This is a genomic window from Roseateles sp. P5_E1 (genome assembly GCF_054049335.1).
Window position 1 is genome coordinate 1 of the sequence record NZ_JBFUMN010000084.1, and the last position, 15,250, is coordinate 15,250.

Consider the following 15,250-nt stretch of genomic DNA (forward strand, 5'->3'; position numbering starts at 1 on the left):
GGCCCTCGGCGCCGTGCAGGCCGAGGCCCTCGGCGCCGTGCAGGCCGAAGTAGGCCGACGTCAGCGAGCCACCCGATACGCTGGTGATGAAGCTGACCTCATCCAGCAGCGTGCGCCCTGGCGTCGACGCCTGCTCGCGCAGTCCCTCCAGCACGCCGTAGGAAAACGCCGCCGCACGCAGGCCACCACCCGAGAAACTCAGCGCGACGACGGTATCGGCATCCAGCGGCATGGGTGCGCGCTGCACGGTCTGCACGGCCACCGGCTTGTTGCGCGGCGGGTTCATCGGGGCACTGGCGCAGGCGGCCAGCAGCAGGCAGGTGCAAAGCAGCAGCAGGGCGCGCATGGAGCGTCTTTCCATCAAGGTCGGGGCATTCTGCCGATGCTGCCAGACCCTGTCTTTATTCCCAGTGACAATCCAGGCCATGCAACAGCCCGACCGCTGGATCGCCCACCTCGACATGGACGCCTTCTATGCGTCCGTCGAGCTGCTGCGCTATCCGCAGCTCAAGGGCCAGGCGGTCGTCATCGGTGGCCGGCGGGCGGATGCGCCGCAGCAGCTGGAAGACGGCAGCTGGCGCTACTCCAAGCTGCGCGACTACACCGGCCGCGGCGTCGTCACGACGTCCACCTACGCCGCGCGGGACCTCGGCGTGTTCTCGGCCATGGGCCTGATGAAAGCCGCCCTGCGCGCGCCCGACGCCATCCTGCTGCCGGCCGACTTCGACAGCTACCGCAAGTACTCGCGCCTCTTCAAGGCCGCCGTCGCCGAAGTCGCACCGGTCATCGAGGACCGTGGCATCGACGAGATCTACATCGACCTGAGCGACGTGCCTGGCGTGCGCGACGCCGTCGGCCACGACCCGCTGGGCGGCGTGAAGGCGGTGGCCCGCGAGATCAAAAACTCGGTGGGCCGCGCCACCGGCCTGACCTGCTCCATCGGCGTCACACCCAACAAGCTGCTCTCAAAAATAGCCAGTGAGCTGGACAAGCCCGACGGCATCAGCGTACTGACGCTGGACGACATCCCCACACGCGTCTGGCCCCTGGGCGTGCGCAAGATCAATGGCATCGGCCCCAAGGCGGGGGAAAAGCTCGTCAGGTTGGGGTTGGAGACGGTGGGCGACATTGCCGCCGCCGACCCGGCCTGGCTGGTCGAGCAGTTCGGCGAAAGCTACGGCCAGTGGCTGCACGCCGCCTCGCATGGCCGCGATTCGCGTCCCGTCGTCACGCACAGTGAGCCCGTGTCCATCAGCCGCGAGACCACCTTCGAGCGCGACCTGCACGCCGTGCACGACCGCGCCCTGCTCGGCGGCATCATGGACGAGCTGTGCGAAAGCCTGTCGCGCGATCTCGCCCGCAAGCACTACGCTGGCAAGACGGTGGGCATCAAGCTGCGCTTCGAGGGCTTCGTCACCGTCACGCGCGACCAGACGCTGAAGGCCGCCATCACCAGTGCCGCCGACATCCGCCATGCCGTGGGCCTGTGCCTCAAGCGCGTCACGTTCGACAAGCGTCTGCGGCTGATGGGCGTGCGCATCGGCAACCTCGTGCATGCGAGCGAGGTGCCGCCCCCGGCGCCAGCGCGAGCAGAGCCCCTGCCCACGCTCGACAACCTGAGCTTGTTTTGAGCGACTGGAGCTACAGCGTCTCGGTACGCAGCCTGTGCGAGTTCACTGCCAAGCGCGGCAGCCTGGACCGCCGCTTCACGCCCTCGGCCACGGCGCTGGAGGGCCAGGCCGGCCAGATGGCCGTGCTGGCGCGCCGTTCGCCGGGCTACGAGACCGAGCTGCCGCTGGAGGCCGTCCACGGCAACCTGCGCGTGCGCGGGCGGGCCGACGGCTACGAGGCCGACGTGAACCGGCTGGAGGAGATCAAGACCATCCGCGGTCCGGTCGAGGCCATTCCCGACAACCGCCGCGCCCTGCACTGGGCCCAGCTGCAGACCTATGGCGCGCTGATTGCCGCCGACCGTGGCCTGAGCGAGCTGGAGCTGGCCCTCGTCTACGTCGATGCCGACACGCAAAACGAGACCGTGCTGCGCGAGAAGGTGACGGCCAGCGAGCTGCAAGCCGCCTTCGAGTTGCGCTGCCGGCAGTTCGAGGCCTGGGCACGACAGGAGGCGGAGCACCGCAAAGCACGCGACGCCGACCTGAGCGCCCTGCCCTTCCCCAAGGGCGAACTGCGCCCCGGTCAGCGCCTGCTCGCCGAGGCCGTCTACCGCGTGGCCGCCAACGGCCGCTGCCTCCTGGCCCAGGCGCCCACCGGCATCGGCAAGACCCTGGGCACGCTGTACCCGCTGCTGCGCGCCATGCCGCTGCAGCAGCTCGACAAGATCGGCTACATGACCTGCAAGGGCACCGGCCGCATCACCGCGCTGGAGGCCCTGCATGCGCTGCGAGAACACACGCCGACGAAATCGCTGCGCGTGCTGACGCTGGTGGCCAAGGAGCAGGCCTGCGAGCACCCCACCAAGGCCTGCCATGGCGACGCCTGCCCGCTGGCCAACGGCTTCTACGACAAGCTGCCCGCCGCCCGCGCCGAGGCCGTGCAGACGGCCTGGCTGGACCCCACTGCCCAGCGCCGCATCGCACTGCAGCATGACGTCTGCCCCTACTACCTCGGCCAGGAGCTGCTGCGCTGGGCCGACGTCGTCGTCGGCGACGTACACCACGCCTTCGACCCCTATGGCCAGCTCTACGGCCTCTCCCAGGCTCAGGGCTGGAAGCTCGCCCTGCTGGTGGACGAGGCCCACAACCTCATCGACCGCGCCCGCGACATGTACAGCGTCAGCCTCAGCCTGGCGCGCGTGCGCGAGGTCATTGCCGAAGCGCCGGCCAGCCTGCGCCCGCCGCTGCGCCGGCTGGCCAAGGAACTGGCCACGCTGAGCCGCCGCCAGCAAGGCGACTACCAGGCGCTGGACACGGTGCCCGACGCCCTCGCCGAGGCCCTGCAACGCGTCAACATCGCCCTGGGCGAGCACGTGCAGAACCACCCGCTCGACGTCGGGGCCATGCTGCAGTTCTATTTCGAGGTGCTGGGCCTGCAGCGCCTGCTGGACCGCTTCGATGCCCATTCGATTTGCGACCTGCAGCGCAGCGCCGCTCCGGGGGACCCCAAGCCGGCGCTGGACGCGCCACGGAACCTCTCGCTGCTGGAAGACGACGACGAGGACGATCCCAACGACGGTCGCGACGTGCTGCTGTCGGTGCGCAACGTCGTGCCAGGGCACTTCCTGAAGGAGCGCTTCGAGGGGCTCAGCAGCGTCACACTGTTCTCGGCCACGCTCGGGCCGCCCGACTACCAACGCCAGCTGCTTGGCATGCCCGAGGACACCGCCTGGATCGACGTGCCCGCGCCCTTCCCGCCCGAGCACCTGACCGTGCAGGTGACCCACCGCCTGTCCACGCGCTACGAACATCGCAATGCATCGCTGGACGCGCTGGTGGACCTGCTCGCCCAGCAGTTCACCGAGCACCCCGGCAACTACCTCGCCTTCTTCAGCAGCTTCGACTACCTCGACAAGGCCTCGGCGCGGCTGGCGCAGCGGCACCCGCAGGTCACGCTGTGGAACCAGTCGCGCGCCATGGGCGACGCGGCACGGCGCGCCTTCCTGGACCGCTTCGTGGAGGGCGGCCGCGGCATCGGCTTCGCCGTGCTGGGCGGCGCCTTCGCCGAGGGCGTGGACCTGCCCGGCACGCGGCTGATCGGCGCCTTCATCGCCACCCTCGGCCTGCCGCCGGTGTCACCGCTGCAGGACCAGGTGCGCGAGCGCCTGGACACCCTGTTCGGCGCCGACCACGGCTATGCCGACCTTGTGCCCGGTATGCAAAAGGTCGTGCAGGCCGCCGGCCGCGTGCTGCGCTCCGTGGACGACCGCGGCTGGGTGTGGCTGCTGGACAAGCGCTATGCCCGACCCGAGGTGCGGGCCTTGTTGCCGGGCTGGTGGCAGCTGTAGCCGCAGCCTGGTCAGATTGCGCGATCAAAGGAGAACTCATGTTTGACCACGTCAAGTTCGGCGTCAGCGACTTCGCCGCGAGCAAGGCCTTCTATCTCAAGGCGCTGGCGCCGCTCGGCGTCACGGCGGGCGCGGAAGGCGAGCCGAGCTACGGCATCGAGCTCGTCATCGAGGGCCAGGTGACCAGCCTGTGCCTGTTCGAGACCCACGAGAAGCCGGCCCATCTGCACCTCGCCTTCATGGCGCAGACACGCCAGCAGGTCGATGCGTTCTACCGCGCGGCGCTGGACGCCGGCGCCGCCGACAACGGCGCGCCGGGCCTGCGTCCGAAGTACCACGCGAACTACTACGCCGCCTTCGTCATCGACCCGGACGGTCACAACATCGAAGCGGTCTGCCACGCTCCCAAGGCCTGATATCGCCGTCTTTGTGTAGGGATGTTGCGAGCCGGCTCTCGTGGGCTGCACCCGGTAACCGGCGCCAGGCCAGGGCGTGCCACGCTGCGGGCCTATGAGCCACTTCCCCGCGCCACCCTCACCCACCCGCGCGAGAGCGTCCCGCCTGGCGCCTCTCGCCGTGGCGACCCTGGTTTCGCTGGCCGGCTGCGGCGGTGGCGGCTCCGACTCAGCCACCACCACGCCGACAACGCCCCCTGCCCCTGCACCGGCTCCAGCGCCGGCACCACCGACCGCCGGAACGCGCATCACCTGCGATCTCGCCAACTTCCAGGCCGACATGCTGGCGGCCGTCAACGCCCGGCGCCGCAGTGGCGCCACCTGCGGCGCTCAGGGCGCCTTCGGCCCGGCACCTGATCTGACCTGGAACGCCGCGCTGACCCAGGCCGCCGTGGCGCATAGCGACGACATGGTCACGCACAACTTCTTCAGCCACACCGGCAGCGACGGCAGCACCCTCGGCACCCGCGCGACCGCCGCCGGCTATGTTTGGAGCAGCCTGGGCGAGAACATCGCCGCCGGCCAGGCCAGCGTGGCCGAGGTGGTGGACGGCTGGATGAAGAGCGATGGTCATTGCGCCAACCTGATGAACGCGACCTTCCGCGACATCGGCGTGGCCTGCGTCGCGGGCAACGCCAGCACCACTTACCGCAGCTACTGGACGCAGGACTTCGGCACGCCGCGATAGGTTCCGGACTCGCGGGGCCGGATCGTTGAGTCGGTCAACCAACAACGAAAAAAGCCACGAGGCGAGTCTTTGCGACTCGCCTTCGTGGCTCGTTGACCGAACGGGGGTCAGGCCTTCTTTGCCTTGGCGCGACGGGCAGCGTATGCGCCCAGCAGGGCGAGGCCGACCAGGGCCGCCGCGTCGGGCTCGGGCAACTGATTGCCGGCGGCGCCGATCTGGAAGGTGATGAACTCACCGGTCTGCGCGTCGGTCACGGTGTAGGTGCCGGCAAACATCTGCAGGGAGGCGAACGAGGCGTTGTGGAAAGTCCAGGCTTGATCGGGCGACCAGAACGTGCCTTCCAGGTCTTCGCGCTCGATACCGATGCCCGGAAGCTGGGTGCTGACGGGGCGAACGTAGGTGGTGAAGCCCTTGTGACCAGCGTCGACCGTCGTGTTGAAGCTGGATTGGGCCCAGGGACCATTCGCAGCGGACCAGGCCGAGAAAGCGGTGCCGGCGTGGAAACCGAAGGACATGTTCACGCCGCCGACGGCCGTGCCGCCCATGATGTCGTGGTTGCCGTTCTCCTCGATACCGGTGCCGCCCCAGCCAGACACGCCCTGCTGAAGCACCAGCTTGCTGGTGTCAATGGTGCCGGAGGAGTTCATCACCACGTTGGCGCCGGATTCGGTGAACGTGAAGACGATGCCCGCGTTGGCCAGGCTGCAAAGGGAAGCCGTCAAGATTGCAGCTGCGAAAGAAGCCAACTTCATGGCGGATCTCCTCAAGAAATTTCAATGATCCCCACAATGCAACGGCCGTGCCAGGCAGCAGTATTTCTTAAAAATCAATAGCTTAGCGAGCTCGTATCCCTAGTTTGATCTAGGGGTGTAAATTTCTTTGACATTCAAAAACCCTCAACTTGAGGGGGTGCGACAGTGCTTTTTCTTTCGCTCGCTGAATCCAAACGCCACGGCCGGGCGCTCCAAGGAAGCACCATCCACCCGTTTCCCTGGAGCCCGCCCATGTTCTTCGACCGCTTTCAGGAAATCAGCCCACTGATGATCCCGATCCTGTCGCTGCTGATTCCCATCGTTGCCATCGTGGCCCACTACCTGGGCAAGGCTCACACCGAGCGCCAGCGCCACGAGACCATCCGCGAGTTGGCCCGCGCCGGCCAGCCCATCCCGCCCGAGCTGCTGGGCGACGTGCAGGACAGCGACTGGCACCGCGCCAAGCGCGACCAGGCCAACCCCAACCGCATCCTCGTGCCAGCGGTCATCAACATCGGCGTCGGCCTGGGCTTGATGGGCATGTTCAACGCCATGATGCCGGGCGCCTGGCTCTGGAGCATCGGCCTGATTCCGCTGTTCCTGGGGCTGGGCCTGGCGGTGTACTGGGCCGTTGAACGCAAGCAGCAACCGCCCCAGCCGTGACCTCCGGCGTCCCCGCCGCACCGACCGAAGCGGTCCTGCAAGAGGATCGCCTGGTGGCCCGTGCCGCCGCCGGTGACCGCGCGGCCTTCGCCGCCCTCGTGCAGGCCCACCAGGGCTATCTGCGCAAGCTGCTCGGCCGCGTCTGCCGCGGCGACCAAGGCCGTGCCGACGACCTGGCCCAGGAAGCCTTCGTGCGTGCCTGGCGCGCCCTGCCCAAGTTCCGCGGCGAGGCGCGCTTTCGCACCTGGCTCACGCGGCTGGCCTATTCCGCGCTGTCGGCCGAACGGCCGGCTTTGTCTTTGGTGGACGACGCACCGCCGGAGCTGGGCGCACACAGCGACTTCGCCCCCGGCGCCGACTGGCGCATCGACCTCGACCGCGCCATGGCCGATCTCAGCGAGCCCCAGCGCCACGCGCTCCTGCTCTGCTACGGCGCCGACCTCAGCCACGCCGAAGCGGCGCTGGTGCTGGGCTGGCCGCTCGGCACGGTCAAGACACAAGTGCTGCGCGCAAAGGCCAAGCTGCGCGCGCAACTGCAAGCATGGGAGCCCACGCCATGACGATTTCCACGAACCACGACGACGACGCTTCTTTTGATGACGCGCTGCGGGAGCTGATGCAGAGCGGCACCGAGCCCGATGACGCTGGCTTCAACCTGCGGGTGATGGCGGCGCTGCCATCCGGCGTCGCGCCGCAACAGCGCCGCTGGGCGCGGTGGGTCAGGCGGGCGCAATGGGTGGCGATCAGCATCGCGGCCTGCGGTGCCGCTGCGTTGCTTGCTGATGGGAACCGGCCGCTCGATACGCCGCATGTGCTGGCGGCCGTATCGCTGATAGGGCTGCTGATCTTCTGGGCGATCCCCAGCCGTTGGAGCCGGGGCTGACGCGCTACGGCCACTGAGGGTGGCCAAGAGCCTATGGCTACACTGGCGACGTCGAAAAAGGCAGGGTCGGTTTTTCGGTAAGCCCGACCCCTCTCTGACGAGAGCTCTGCTCCATGCATTGCATGAGAACCCACGACGAACCTCAGCGCCTTTCGCGCTGCGGGCTCGTCTGTGTGGCAAAGCGGGTGCCGACGGTGCTTCGCGTTGTGATCCGGTCGAGTCCATTTGACTCAAAGGACAAATCAATGCAACTCAACCACCTCGATCTCTCAGTGCCTGATGTGACCGCAGCCACCGCCTTTTTCGAGGCCGCCTTCGGCTTCACGTTGCGCCAGATCAAAGGCAACGACGGCATGGCGATCCTCGATGGTGAAGGCGGCTTCGTGCTCGTCCTCACCCGGGCGAAAGATGCCACCGAGCCGATGTATCCGAAGACCTTTCACATCGGTTTTCTGCTCGCTTCCGAGCAGGCCGTCATGAGCGCGCACGCACGGATGCTGGATGCAGGCATCGAACTCGCGCAGCCTCCGCGCGTGATGCGCGGCAGCCTGATGTTCTATTGCCACGCGCCCGGCGGGATCCTGGTGGAGGTGAGCCATCGGACGGTGGGCTGAGGCGTGGGTTCGAGTGCGCTTGCAGGCAGATCACCCCGCTCACGTCGCGCTCTTGAACTTGTCCCGCTGCGACAGGCAATAGACCAGCGGCACAGCCACCCCCGCCAGGACTGAGGCGGAACCCGCGGCGACTGCCACGGGGATCGGAGCGAAGGCCCACAGCGCCACATAGACAAGCCCGCTGATCGTGATGGACCAGCCCCCAAGCCGGTTGACCTTGCGGGCCAGTTCGCTCGGGAAGAAGCGCTTGGGCATGCGGTTGCCATACCAGGCAATCATGAGCCCGTTCATGGCGATGACCACCCGGGTGACGTTTTCGCCGTCCGCATAGCCCAGCTTGCGCGCCCAGGTCATGCCCAACGCCACGGCGACGATGCCGCCGCCCCAAGCAAGGCCTGCAATCAGATCAGCTTTCATCGCGCAATCTCCTTCTTGGGTTCCGGCGCGTCGGCGCTCGGGCTGAACGAATGGACGAAGCCCAGCAACGCTTCTTCGAGCACGGACAGCTTCAGGTGATACAGGACGGACTTGCCCGCCTTCTCGGCGTGTACGAGGTCGGCCTCCTTCAGCACGGTGAAGTGCGCCGACATCGTGGGCTTGGAGACATGGAACTGGTCACTCAGCTCACCGGCGCTCAAGGGGCCCTGCCTCAGGAGCTGCAGCACCTGGCGACGGGTGGGGTCGGAAAGGGCTTTGAAGACCTTGTTCATGGCTTGATGATTAGCTAATCATCGAAACGTGTCAAGGGCGCCCCGCACCGCCGACTGGTGCATCAACGCCCCACGGCGAGGCACGCGATCTCAGCCGCGAAGGCTTGAAGGAGGACTGCCAGAAAGCGGCAGACCGAGCGACGCCCGGTACACCACATGCAGAACCTGCGCAGAGGCAGGCGCGCCGCAAACTGGCACGCTTGATGCTGGCGTACCAATTGGTATACCAGCATGTGCGCCATGAACAAGCGAAGCCTTCTGACCCTTGGAGACTGGCACCAGGCCTATCTGGACGGCGCGCCGCCCCGTGAGTTGCTGGGCGCGCTTGCCGGCCTCATCGGCCCGCACGACCCGGCCATGCTCGGCGAAGGTTGGCGGGCCCGCATGGCCGAACTGCACCCCGCCTGAAGCCTCACCCCTTCTTGCCTCCCCCTCTCAATCACCCAAGGAGCCGACCATGACCGATTCGTTCAAACCCCAGCGCCGCACCCTGCTGGGCGCGGCGGCCGCCGTGGCCACGCTGGGCGCGCCCGCACTGGTGCGTGCCCAGACACCCAAGATCCGCATCGGCTACTGGCCGGTGGCGGCCGGGCTGCCGTTCTATGCGGCGGTGGAGAAGGGTTACTTCAAGGAAGCGGGGCTGGACGTCGAGGCGCTCAAGTTCGCCGGCGCCCAGCAGGTGATGGAGGCCATGCTGGCGGGCCGCTGTGACGGCAGCTCCAACGGCACCGGCTCGGGCAACCTGGGCGTGGGCGAGATTGCTTCGCCGGGCTTGTTCAAGATCATCGCCACCAACCCGAGCAACCAGAAGTACGTGCTCGACCAGTTCCTCGTGCCCAAGGACAGCCCCGTCAAGACGCTGGCCGAGCTGAAGGGCAAGCGCGTAGCCAGCGGGCCCGGCATCCAGAACAAGACGCTGGCGATGGCCGTGCTGGAACGCGCCGGCGCGCCGGGCACGACGGTGACGGAGCTGCCCATCGGTCAGCATGTGGCCGCGCTAGCGGCCGGCCAGGTGGATGCCGTCTACACGCTGGAGCCCACGGGCACAGTGGGCCGGCTCAATGGCACGACGCGCGTGCTGGAGGCCGGCGTCATCGCCAAGTACATCCTCGGCGACCCGCTGGCCCCGTGGCATGGCGGCTCGGCCACGCTGACAACCGAGTTCATCAAGAAGCACCCGGCCGAGACCAAGAAGTACATCGCCGCCTATGCCCGCGGCATCGAGCTCGTGCGCAAGGACCCGGCCCAGGCGCGCAACTTCCTGAAGGGCTACACCGCAATCGAAGGCCCGCTGACCGGCGAGGTGCCGCTGGCCTCCTACATGCTCTACAACGAGTTCACGCCGAGCGACGTGGCGGCCTTCCAGAAGTTCTTCGACCTCTTCACCGAGAAGGGCGTGTTCGAGAAGAAGCTCGACGTCACGACCCTTATCTACAAGGCCTGAAGCCATGGAACAAGCTCCTGCCGCCACGCCGCCCTGGCAAAAGGCCGCCGATGGCCAACCCGCCGTGCGCCTGCCGCGTTTCAACGTCGCCAAGCTGCTGCCCTTCATCGGCCCGCTGATGCTCTTCATCGCCTGGGACCTGGTGGTGCGCTTCGGCCTCATCCGACCCATCCTGCTGCCGCCGCCGCTGGCCACGTTGCAGACCCTCGTCGTCGGCCTGGCCGGCGGGCCGCTGCTGCTGGACTTCGCCACCACGGTGTGGCGCACGGTGCAGGCCTTTTTGATCGCCGCCGTCATCGGCGTGCCGCTGGGCGTGCTGCTGGGCAGCAACGAGCGCGCCTACCGCAGCGTCGAGTTCCTGATCGACTTCTTCCGCTCGACGCCGTCGTCGGCGCTGATCCCGCTGTTCCTGCTGATCTTCGGCGTGTCGGACATCAACAAGATCGCCATCGCGGCCTTCGGCGCGCTGCTGATCGTGGTGTTCAACAGCGCCTATGGCGTCATCAACGCGCGCAAGCAGCGCGTCATGGCGGCCAAGGTGATGGGCGCGTCGCGCTGGCAGATCTTCAAGGACGTGCTGGTGTGGGAGAGCCTGCAGCCCAGCTTCGTGGGCCTGCGCTCGGCGGTGTCGATGGCGCTGGTCATCGTCGTCGTGGCCGAGATGTTCATCGGCTCGGACAACGGCCTGGGCCACCGCATCATCGACGCGCAGCAGGTGCTGAACGTGAAGACCATGTACGCCGCCATCCTGGCCGCGGGCATCCTGGGCTATGTGCTCAACATCCTGTTCCTGGTGCTGGAACGCAAGATCGTCCATTGGAGTGGGAGGTAATCGCCATGTCCGCCGTCATCAACGCCCCGGTCGTGCCCGATGTGCCCGTGCGCGCCTTCCAGCCCGGTCCCGCCGGCACCCACATCACCATCCGCGGCCTGACGAAATACTTCGCTGGCTGGCCGCTTTACGAGGACTTCAACCTCGACATCCCCAAGCACAAGATCGTGTCCGTCTTCGGCCCCAACGGCTGCGGCAAGAGCACGCTGATCAACATGATCGCGGGGCTGATTCCCATCGACTCGGGCCAGATCTTGTTCGACGGCAAGAGCCTCAAGGACACCAAGATCGGCTACGTGTTCCAGAACTACCGCGAGGCGATGTTCCCGTGGATGCGCACCATCGACAACATCGCCTACCCGCTGAAGATGGAAGGCCGCAGCAAGGCCGAGGTGGACCGCCGCATGGCTGAGCTGGTGGAAAGCTTCGACGTCAAGTTCGACCTGAAGCGCTAYCCGTAYGARCTSTCGGGCGGGCAGCAGCAGACGGCCTCCATCATGCGGGCGCTGGCACCCGGCCCCGAGGTGCTCTTCCTCGACGAGCCCTTCTCGGCGCTGGACTTCGAGATGACGCTGTTCATCCGCGAGAAGCTCCAGGAGGTCTTCATGCAGACGGGCACGACCATGATGCTGGTATCGCACGACTTGGAGGAGGCCGTGTACCTCGCCGACGAAGTGCTGCTGCTGACCAAGCGGCCGACCCGGGTGGCCGAGRTCCTGMASTACGAGGACCCGCGGCCGCGCACGGTGGCCACTTTGTCGGAGCCGAGCTTCATCACGGCCAAAAAGCAGAGCCTGGAGATCTTCCAGCGCGAGGTGCGGCGTTGAACATGCTCGCTGAGCAGAAGAGCTTGCTCACCGCGCCCGCTGGCTAAGATCGCCGGCATGCGGGCCATCGTCGACTCTTCTGCCAGCGCCCCGCGTGCCGGCCGTCCCAATCTGGCCGAGCAGGTCTACGCCCGGCTCAAGGCCGAGCTGAACGACTTCCAGCTCGTACCGGGCGACCGCTTCTCGGAGGCGGAACTGGGCCAGCGCCTGGGCGTTAGCCGCACGCCGGTGCGCGAGGCGCTTTTCAAGCTGCGCAACGAGGGCTTTCTCGACGTCGAGGCCAAGTCGGGATGGTCCGTGCGGCCGATCGATTTCGGCAGGCTGGAGCAGCTCTACGACCTGCGCGTGATCCTGGAGCTGGCCGCCGTGGCGCGGCTGTGCGCCCACACCGGCACGCCGCCGCCGGAGCTGGAATCGTTGAAGGCCGTCTGGCTCGTCCCCGCCGCCGAGCGGCTGAGTGATGCCCGCGAGGTGGGCATRCTGGACGAGGCCTTCCACGCCACGCTGGTACGCGCCGCCGGCAATGCCGAGATGGCCCGCGTGCACTGGGACGTGACCGAGCAGATCCGCATCATCCGGCACCTGGATTTCACGCGCGGCCACCGCATCGAGGCGACCTACGCTGAGCACGCCAAGATCCTGCGCGCGGTCATGCAGCGCAAGGTCGAGCAGGCCCAGTTGCTGCTGCGCAGCCATGTCGAACAGAGCAAGGCCGAGGTGCGCAAGATCACGCTGGCGACGCTGCACGAGGCGCGGGAGCGGTCCAAGAGCGCGTAGTGCGGGACAGCACGTGATCAAGACCCACCGCAAAGGGTCAGCCAAGATACCGAAGAGCCCACCCAAGTTGCCCGCCGCGGCGTACTATCGTCGCAGACGACCTGCCCGCAAGCCGGGTCCGGTCGGGTCACCTGGGCAGGTGATGCTAGGCCTGCTCTGACGTGCGAGTGCCCGGCTTCTAGCCAGAGGTGCATCATGTTCAAGCACATCCTGCTTCCGACCGATGGGTCTCGGTTCTCCGAGCAAGCGGTCTTTCATGGCGTCGAGTTGGCAAGGCTTTCCGGCGCGCGGGTGACGGCGTTCTACGCCACGCCTGCCTTCCATGTGCTGACCTATCGAGCGTCTGAGTTGGAGGGTTCGCGCGATCAGTTCGCGACAGACGTGCGGGCCCACGCGGACCTTTACCTCAAGTTTGTCAGCGGCGTGGCGAACGAAGCGAAGGTGCCTTGCGAGACCTTGATGGAACAGAACGACCATCCCCATGACGCCATCTGCAGTGTCGCCAAGCGCCTGCAGTGCGACCTGATCGTGATGGCTTCGCATGGCCGCAAGGGCTTGACCGGGCTGCTGCTCGGTAGCGAGACCCAGCGCGTGCTTGCACACACCGAAGTGCCCGTTCTGGTGTGGCGCGCCCAATCCAGCTGAGCGTTTCGCTGGCGCCCAATGCGCGAGTCACGCGGTGCACGCTCTCGGCCCGGACCTACTCGGCCAGGCCGAGGCTCAGCCGCAGCTTCTTCGGCAGCTTGGCAGCCACCAGCTCATGCGAGCGCTTCACCAGTGCCTTGAGTTCCGACAAGGGCAGCGCCTTCGCATCCTCCACCGCCACCCAGTGATACCGCGCCGCGTAAGGCGCGGGCGCGATGCCGGGCACACCGGTCAGCTCCAGGAAGCGGTGCTCGTCGACCTTGAAGCTGCAATGCGTCCACTTGCCGGGGTGTGGCCCGCCGACGAAGAACATCTTGCCGCCGACGCTGGCCACCCAGTCGGCGCCCCATTTGACGTCCTGCGTGGCGCCAGGCAGCTCCATGGCGTATTTGGCGAGGACTGAAAAGCTCATGGTGTCGGGCGGAGTTCGCGTTGTGGTGGCGGCCGGCGCAGGGTGGCCGGCCCGCCGCTGAAGCCTTGAAATTCTCGCCGAGCGCCTCGGTTTGCGGCAATTTGCAGCATTACTGCACGCCGCGCAGCCCTGCCCTGCTGCCCGGCCCACCAACAATTCAGGGATACGCCTTGCCGGGCGCCTGAGCACCGCTCGGGCCGCCCAAACCAGGTCGCAATATCGACCTCCAACGCCCGCCTGCTGCATGAATATCCTCAACCTGGGGCCGACCCCGCCCATGGCCCTCAACGCGCAGCCCGTGGACCCACTCCAGCACGGCATGGCCCTGTTCCATGCCAACCCACCGGACTATGAGCGCGCGGTGGGCTGGTTCCGTGCCGCGGCAGACAGCGGCGACAAGGACGGGCTCGCCATGCTGGGGCTGTGCCAGCTGGAAGGGCTGGGCATGGCCGCGGACCCGGCGCAGGCGCGGCGGGTGCTGGAACAGGCCGCGTCCCGGCGCAGCGCCATCGGGCGCTTCCAGCTCGGGCGGGCGCTGATGACCGGCCGAGGCGGCCCGGTCGACGAAGCAGCGGGCCTGTCGGCCTACGTGACGGCGGCGGCCATGGGCCACGCCGAGGCCACCTTCAACCTCGCCAACTGCCTATACGCCGGCGTGGGCTGCCTGCCCGACCGCCTGGCGGCCAAGTCGCTCTACCTGCGCAGCCGTGCCCTGGGCTGCACCTTGAGCCCGCAAGGTGTGCGGGTACGCAGCCACGAGCTGAAGGCGGTTCGCGCGTTGGCGCAGCGCTTTGCCGACCCGAACCGCATGTTCTTCCTCGTGCAGGAGCGCCAGCAGGAGTTGGCGCTGGTGCACGCCATCGCGCAGCCCGGCGACACACCCAGGCTTGGTCACGCAAATGCTGCGAAGCCCCAAGCCCTGCGGCTGGCCGCGGGTGTCGTGGCGGCGATGGCCGGCACCTTGGGCCAATACCTGCGCCGGCCGTCGCGCGACGCCGGGCCGACGACGATCAACTTCTGACGCACCGCATCCCCTCGCCTGCTCCGGGGGTGGCTGGGTAGGATGACCCCATGTCCTCGCGCGCCATCCGCCTGCCCTCGCTCGACGCTCTGCTCGCCTTCGAGGCCGTGGCTCGCACGGGCAGCTTCGAGGCCGCCGCCGCCGAACTCGCGCTGACGGCCAGCGCCGTCGCCAAGCGCGTGGCCGGGCTGGAGGAACGGCTGGGCCAGCCCCTGTTCCTGCGTCAACCCGCCAAGGGCCTGACCCTGACCTCCGCCGGCCACGAATACCTGCCCCAGGTACGCCAGGCCCTGGCCCTGCTGCAGGCCATGCCGCTGCACCAGCGCGCCAGCCAGCAGCGCGAGCGTCTGCGCGTGACGTCCACGCCCACCTTTGCACGCCAGTTGCTGGTGCCCGCGCTACCCGGCTTCACGGCCGCCCACCCCGAGGTGGAGCTGGAGCTGACGCTGTCAGTCCCGCTGCTGGCCGAGGGCGACGCGGGGGCGGACAWGGAGATCCGCCCCGGCGCCGTGCCGGACGACATCGCGCCCGCCCAGGTGCAGCTGAGCCACCGCCTCACGCCGCTGGCC

General features: G+C 67.6%; 20 protein-coding genes and 1 pseudogene. 16 read left to right on the forward strand and 5 right to left on the reverse strand.

The genetic code is table 11. The features are described from left to right. Positions 1 to 346, reverse strand: a pseudogene (locus ACXJKJ_RS28650) (patatin-like phospholipase family protein); the annotation flags it as partial. A gap of 79 nt (positions 347 to 425) precedes the next feature. Here ACXJKJ_RS28650 and ACXJKJ_RS28655 point away from each other — a divergent pair. The 4 genes from ACXJKJ_RS28655 to ACXJKJ_RS28670 all read left to right on the forward strand — a co-directional run bounded on the left by ACXJKJ_RS28655 (position 426) and on the right by ACXJKJ_RS28670 (position 5,101). Beyond that, the gene (locus tag ACXJKJ_RS28655) at positions 426 to 1,631 is read left to right on the forward strand and encodes a DNA polymerase Y family protein (RefSeq protein ID WP_056195584.1); all 1,206 of its coding nucleotides are present in this window, start codon (positions 426 to 428) and stop codon (positions 1,629 to 1,631) included. Beyond that, a complete protein-coding gene (locus ACXJKJ_RS28660) occupies positions 1,628 to 3,958 on the forward strand; it encodes an ATP-dependent DNA helicase (RefSeq protein ID WP_457394460.1) in 2,331 nt (776 codons plus the stop codon). The genes ACXJKJ_RS28655 and ACXJKJ_RS28660 overlap by 4 nt, the downstream gene beginning before the upstream one ends. A gap of 38 nt (positions 3,959 to 3,996) precedes the next feature. Then, a complete protein-coding gene (locus ACXJKJ_RS28665; protein ID WP_457394463.1) occupies positions 3,997 to 4,374 on the forward strand; it encodes a VOC family protein in 378 nt (125 codons plus the stop codon). A 160-nt stretch (positions 4,375 to 4,534) separates the two neighbouring features. Continuing rightward, positions 4,535 to 5,101 carry a CAP domain-containing protein gene (locus ACXJKJ_RS28670; protein ID WP_457394466.1) on the forward strand — a complete coding sequence of 189 codons (567 nt, stop codon included), beginning with the start codon at positions 4,535 to 4,537 and terminating at the stop codon, positions 5,099 to 5,101. Between the two features lie 107 nt (positions 5,102 to 5,208). On the opposite strand, the gene ACXJKJ_RS28675 is transcribed toward ACXJKJ_RS28670, so the two are convergent. Next, a complete protein-coding gene (locus tag ACXJKJ_RS28675) occupies positions 5,209 to 5,853 on the reverse strand; it encodes a hypothetical protein (RefSeq protein WP_457394469.1) in 645 nt (214 codons plus the stop codon). A 252-nt stretch (positions 5,854 to 6,105) separates the two neighbouring features. Here ACXJKJ_RS28675 and ACXJKJ_RS28680 point away from each other — a divergent pair, with 252 nt between their 5' ends. The 4 genes from ACXJKJ_RS28680 (at position 6,106) to ACXJKJ_RS28695 (ending at position 8,013) form a co-directional block, all read left to right on the forward strand. Continuing rightward, the gene (locus tag ACXJKJ_RS28680) at positions 6,106 to 6,516 is read left to right on the forward strand and encodes a DUF6249 domain-containing protein (RefSeq protein ID WP_457394472.1); all 411 of its coding nucleotides are present in this window, start codon (positions 6,106 to 6,108) and stop codon (positions 6,514 to 6,516) included. Further along, entirely contained in the window at positions 6,513 to 7,076 is a 564-nt protein-coding gene (locus ACXJKJ_RS28685) for an RNA polymerase sigma factor (protein WP_457394475.1), read from the forward strand. The genes ACXJKJ_RS28680 and ACXJKJ_RS28685 overlap by 4 nt, the downstream gene beginning before the upstream one ends. Then, positions 7,073 to 7,399 (forward strand): hypothetical protein, encoded by a 327-nt coding sequence (locus ACXJKJ_RS28690; protein ID WP_457356400.1) that lies wholly within the window; start codon positions 7,073 to 7,075, stop codon positions 7,397 to 7,399. Before ACXJKJ_RS28685 ends, ACXJKJ_RS28690 begins: the two co-directional genes overlap by 4 nt. Positions 7,400 to 7,644: 245 nt before the next feature. Then, positions 7,645 to 8,013, forward strand: a complete 369-nt coding sequence (locus tag ACXJKJ_RS28695; RefSeq protein ID WP_457356399.1) for a VOC family protein — start codon at positions 7,645 to 7,647, stop codon at positions 8,011 to 8,013. A gap of 39 nt (positions 8,014 to 8,052) precedes the next feature. On the opposite strand, the gene ACXJKJ_RS28700 is transcribed toward ACXJKJ_RS28695, so the two are convergent. Both ACXJKJ_RS28700 and ACXJKJ_RS28705 read right to left on the reverse strand, forming a co-directional pair. Next, complete coding sequence (locus tag ACXJKJ_RS28700; protein ID WP_457356398.1) at positions 8,053 to 8,430, reverse strand: hypothetical protein; 378 nt, start codon at positions 8,428 to 8,430, stop codon at positions 8,053 to 8,055. Next, entirely contained in the window at positions 8,427 to 8,723 is a 297-nt protein-coding gene (locus ACXJKJ_RS28705) for an autorepressor SdpR family transcription factor (RefSeq protein ID WP_056195558.1), read from the reverse strand. Before ACXJKJ_RS28705 ends, ACXJKJ_RS28700 begins: the two co-directional genes overlap by 4 nt. Positions 8,724 to 8,963: 240 nt before the next feature. Between ACXJKJ_RS28705 and ACXJKJ_RS28710 the strand changes: the two genes are divergently transcribed. From ACXJKJ_RS28710 to ACXJKJ_RS28735, 6 genes are all read left to right on the forward strand, one after another. Next, positions 8,964 to 9,131: a hypothetical protein gene (locus tag ACXJKJ_RS28710; RefSeq protein ID WP_457394478.1), complete on the forward strand. Its 168-nt coding sequence runs from the start codon at positions 8,964 to 8,966 to the stop codon at positions 9,129 to 9,131. Positions 9,132 to 9,180: 49 nt separating this feature from the next. Then, the gene (locus ACXJKJ_RS28715; RefSeq protein WP_457394481.1) at positions 9,181 to 10,167 is read left to right on the forward strand and encodes an ABC transporter substrate-binding protein; all 987 of its coding nucleotides are present in this window, start codon (positions 9,181 to 9,183) and stop codon (positions 10,165 to 10,167) included. Between the two features lie 4 nt (positions 10,168 to 10,171). Continuing rightward, a complete protein-coding gene (locus ACXJKJ_RS28720; protein WP_457394483.1) occupies positions 10,172 to 10,999 on the forward strand; it encodes an ABC transporter permease in 828 nt (275 codons plus the stop codon). 5 nt (positions 11,000 to 11,004) lie between these two features. Continuing rightward, positions 11,005 to 11,826, forward strand: coding sequence for an ABC transporter ATP-binding protein (locus tag ACXJKJ_RS28725; RefSeq protein ID WP_457394486.1), 822 nt, complete (start codon positions 11,005 to 11,007; stop codon positions 11,824 to 11,826). A 57-nt stretch (positions 11,827 to 11,883) separates the two neighbouring features. After that, entirely contained in the window at positions 11,884 to 12,603 is a 720-nt protein-coding gene (locus tag ACXJKJ_RS28730; RefSeq protein WP_457394489.1) for a GntR family transcriptional regulator, read from the forward strand. A gap of 195 nt (positions 12,604 to 12,798) precedes the next feature. Continuing rightward, entirely contained in the window at positions 12,799 to 13,248 is a 450-nt protein-coding gene (locus ACXJKJ_RS28735) for a universal stress protein (protein ID WP_056195544.1), read from the forward strand. Between the two features lie 55 nt (positions 13,249 to 13,303). On the opposite strand, the gene ACXJKJ_RS28740 is transcribed toward ACXJKJ_RS28735, so the two are convergent. Next, a complete protein-coding gene (locus ACXJKJ_RS28740) occupies positions 13,304 to 13,660 on the reverse strand; it encodes an MmcQ/YjbR family DNA-binding protein (RefSeq protein ID WP_457394492.1) in 357 nt (118 codons plus the stop codon). Between the two features lie 244 nt (positions 13,661 to 13,904). On the opposite strand from ACXJKJ_RS28740, the gene ACXJKJ_RS28745 reads away from it, so the two are divergent. Together ACXJKJ_RS28745 and ACXJKJ_RS28750 are read left to right on the forward strand one after the other, a co-directional pair. After that, the gene (locus ACXJKJ_RS28745) at positions 13,905 to 14,681 is read left to right on the forward strand and encodes a tetratricopeptide repeat protein (RefSeq protein ID WP_457394495.1); all 777 of its coding nucleotides are present in this window, start codon (positions 13,905 to 13,907) and stop codon (positions 14,679 to 14,681) included. Between the two features lie 50 nt (positions 14,682 to 14,731). Next, on the forward strand, positions 14,732 to 15,250 hold a 519-nt coding region (locus tag ACXJKJ_RS28750; protein ID WP_457394497.1), incomplete at its 3' end, for a LysR family transcriptional regulator.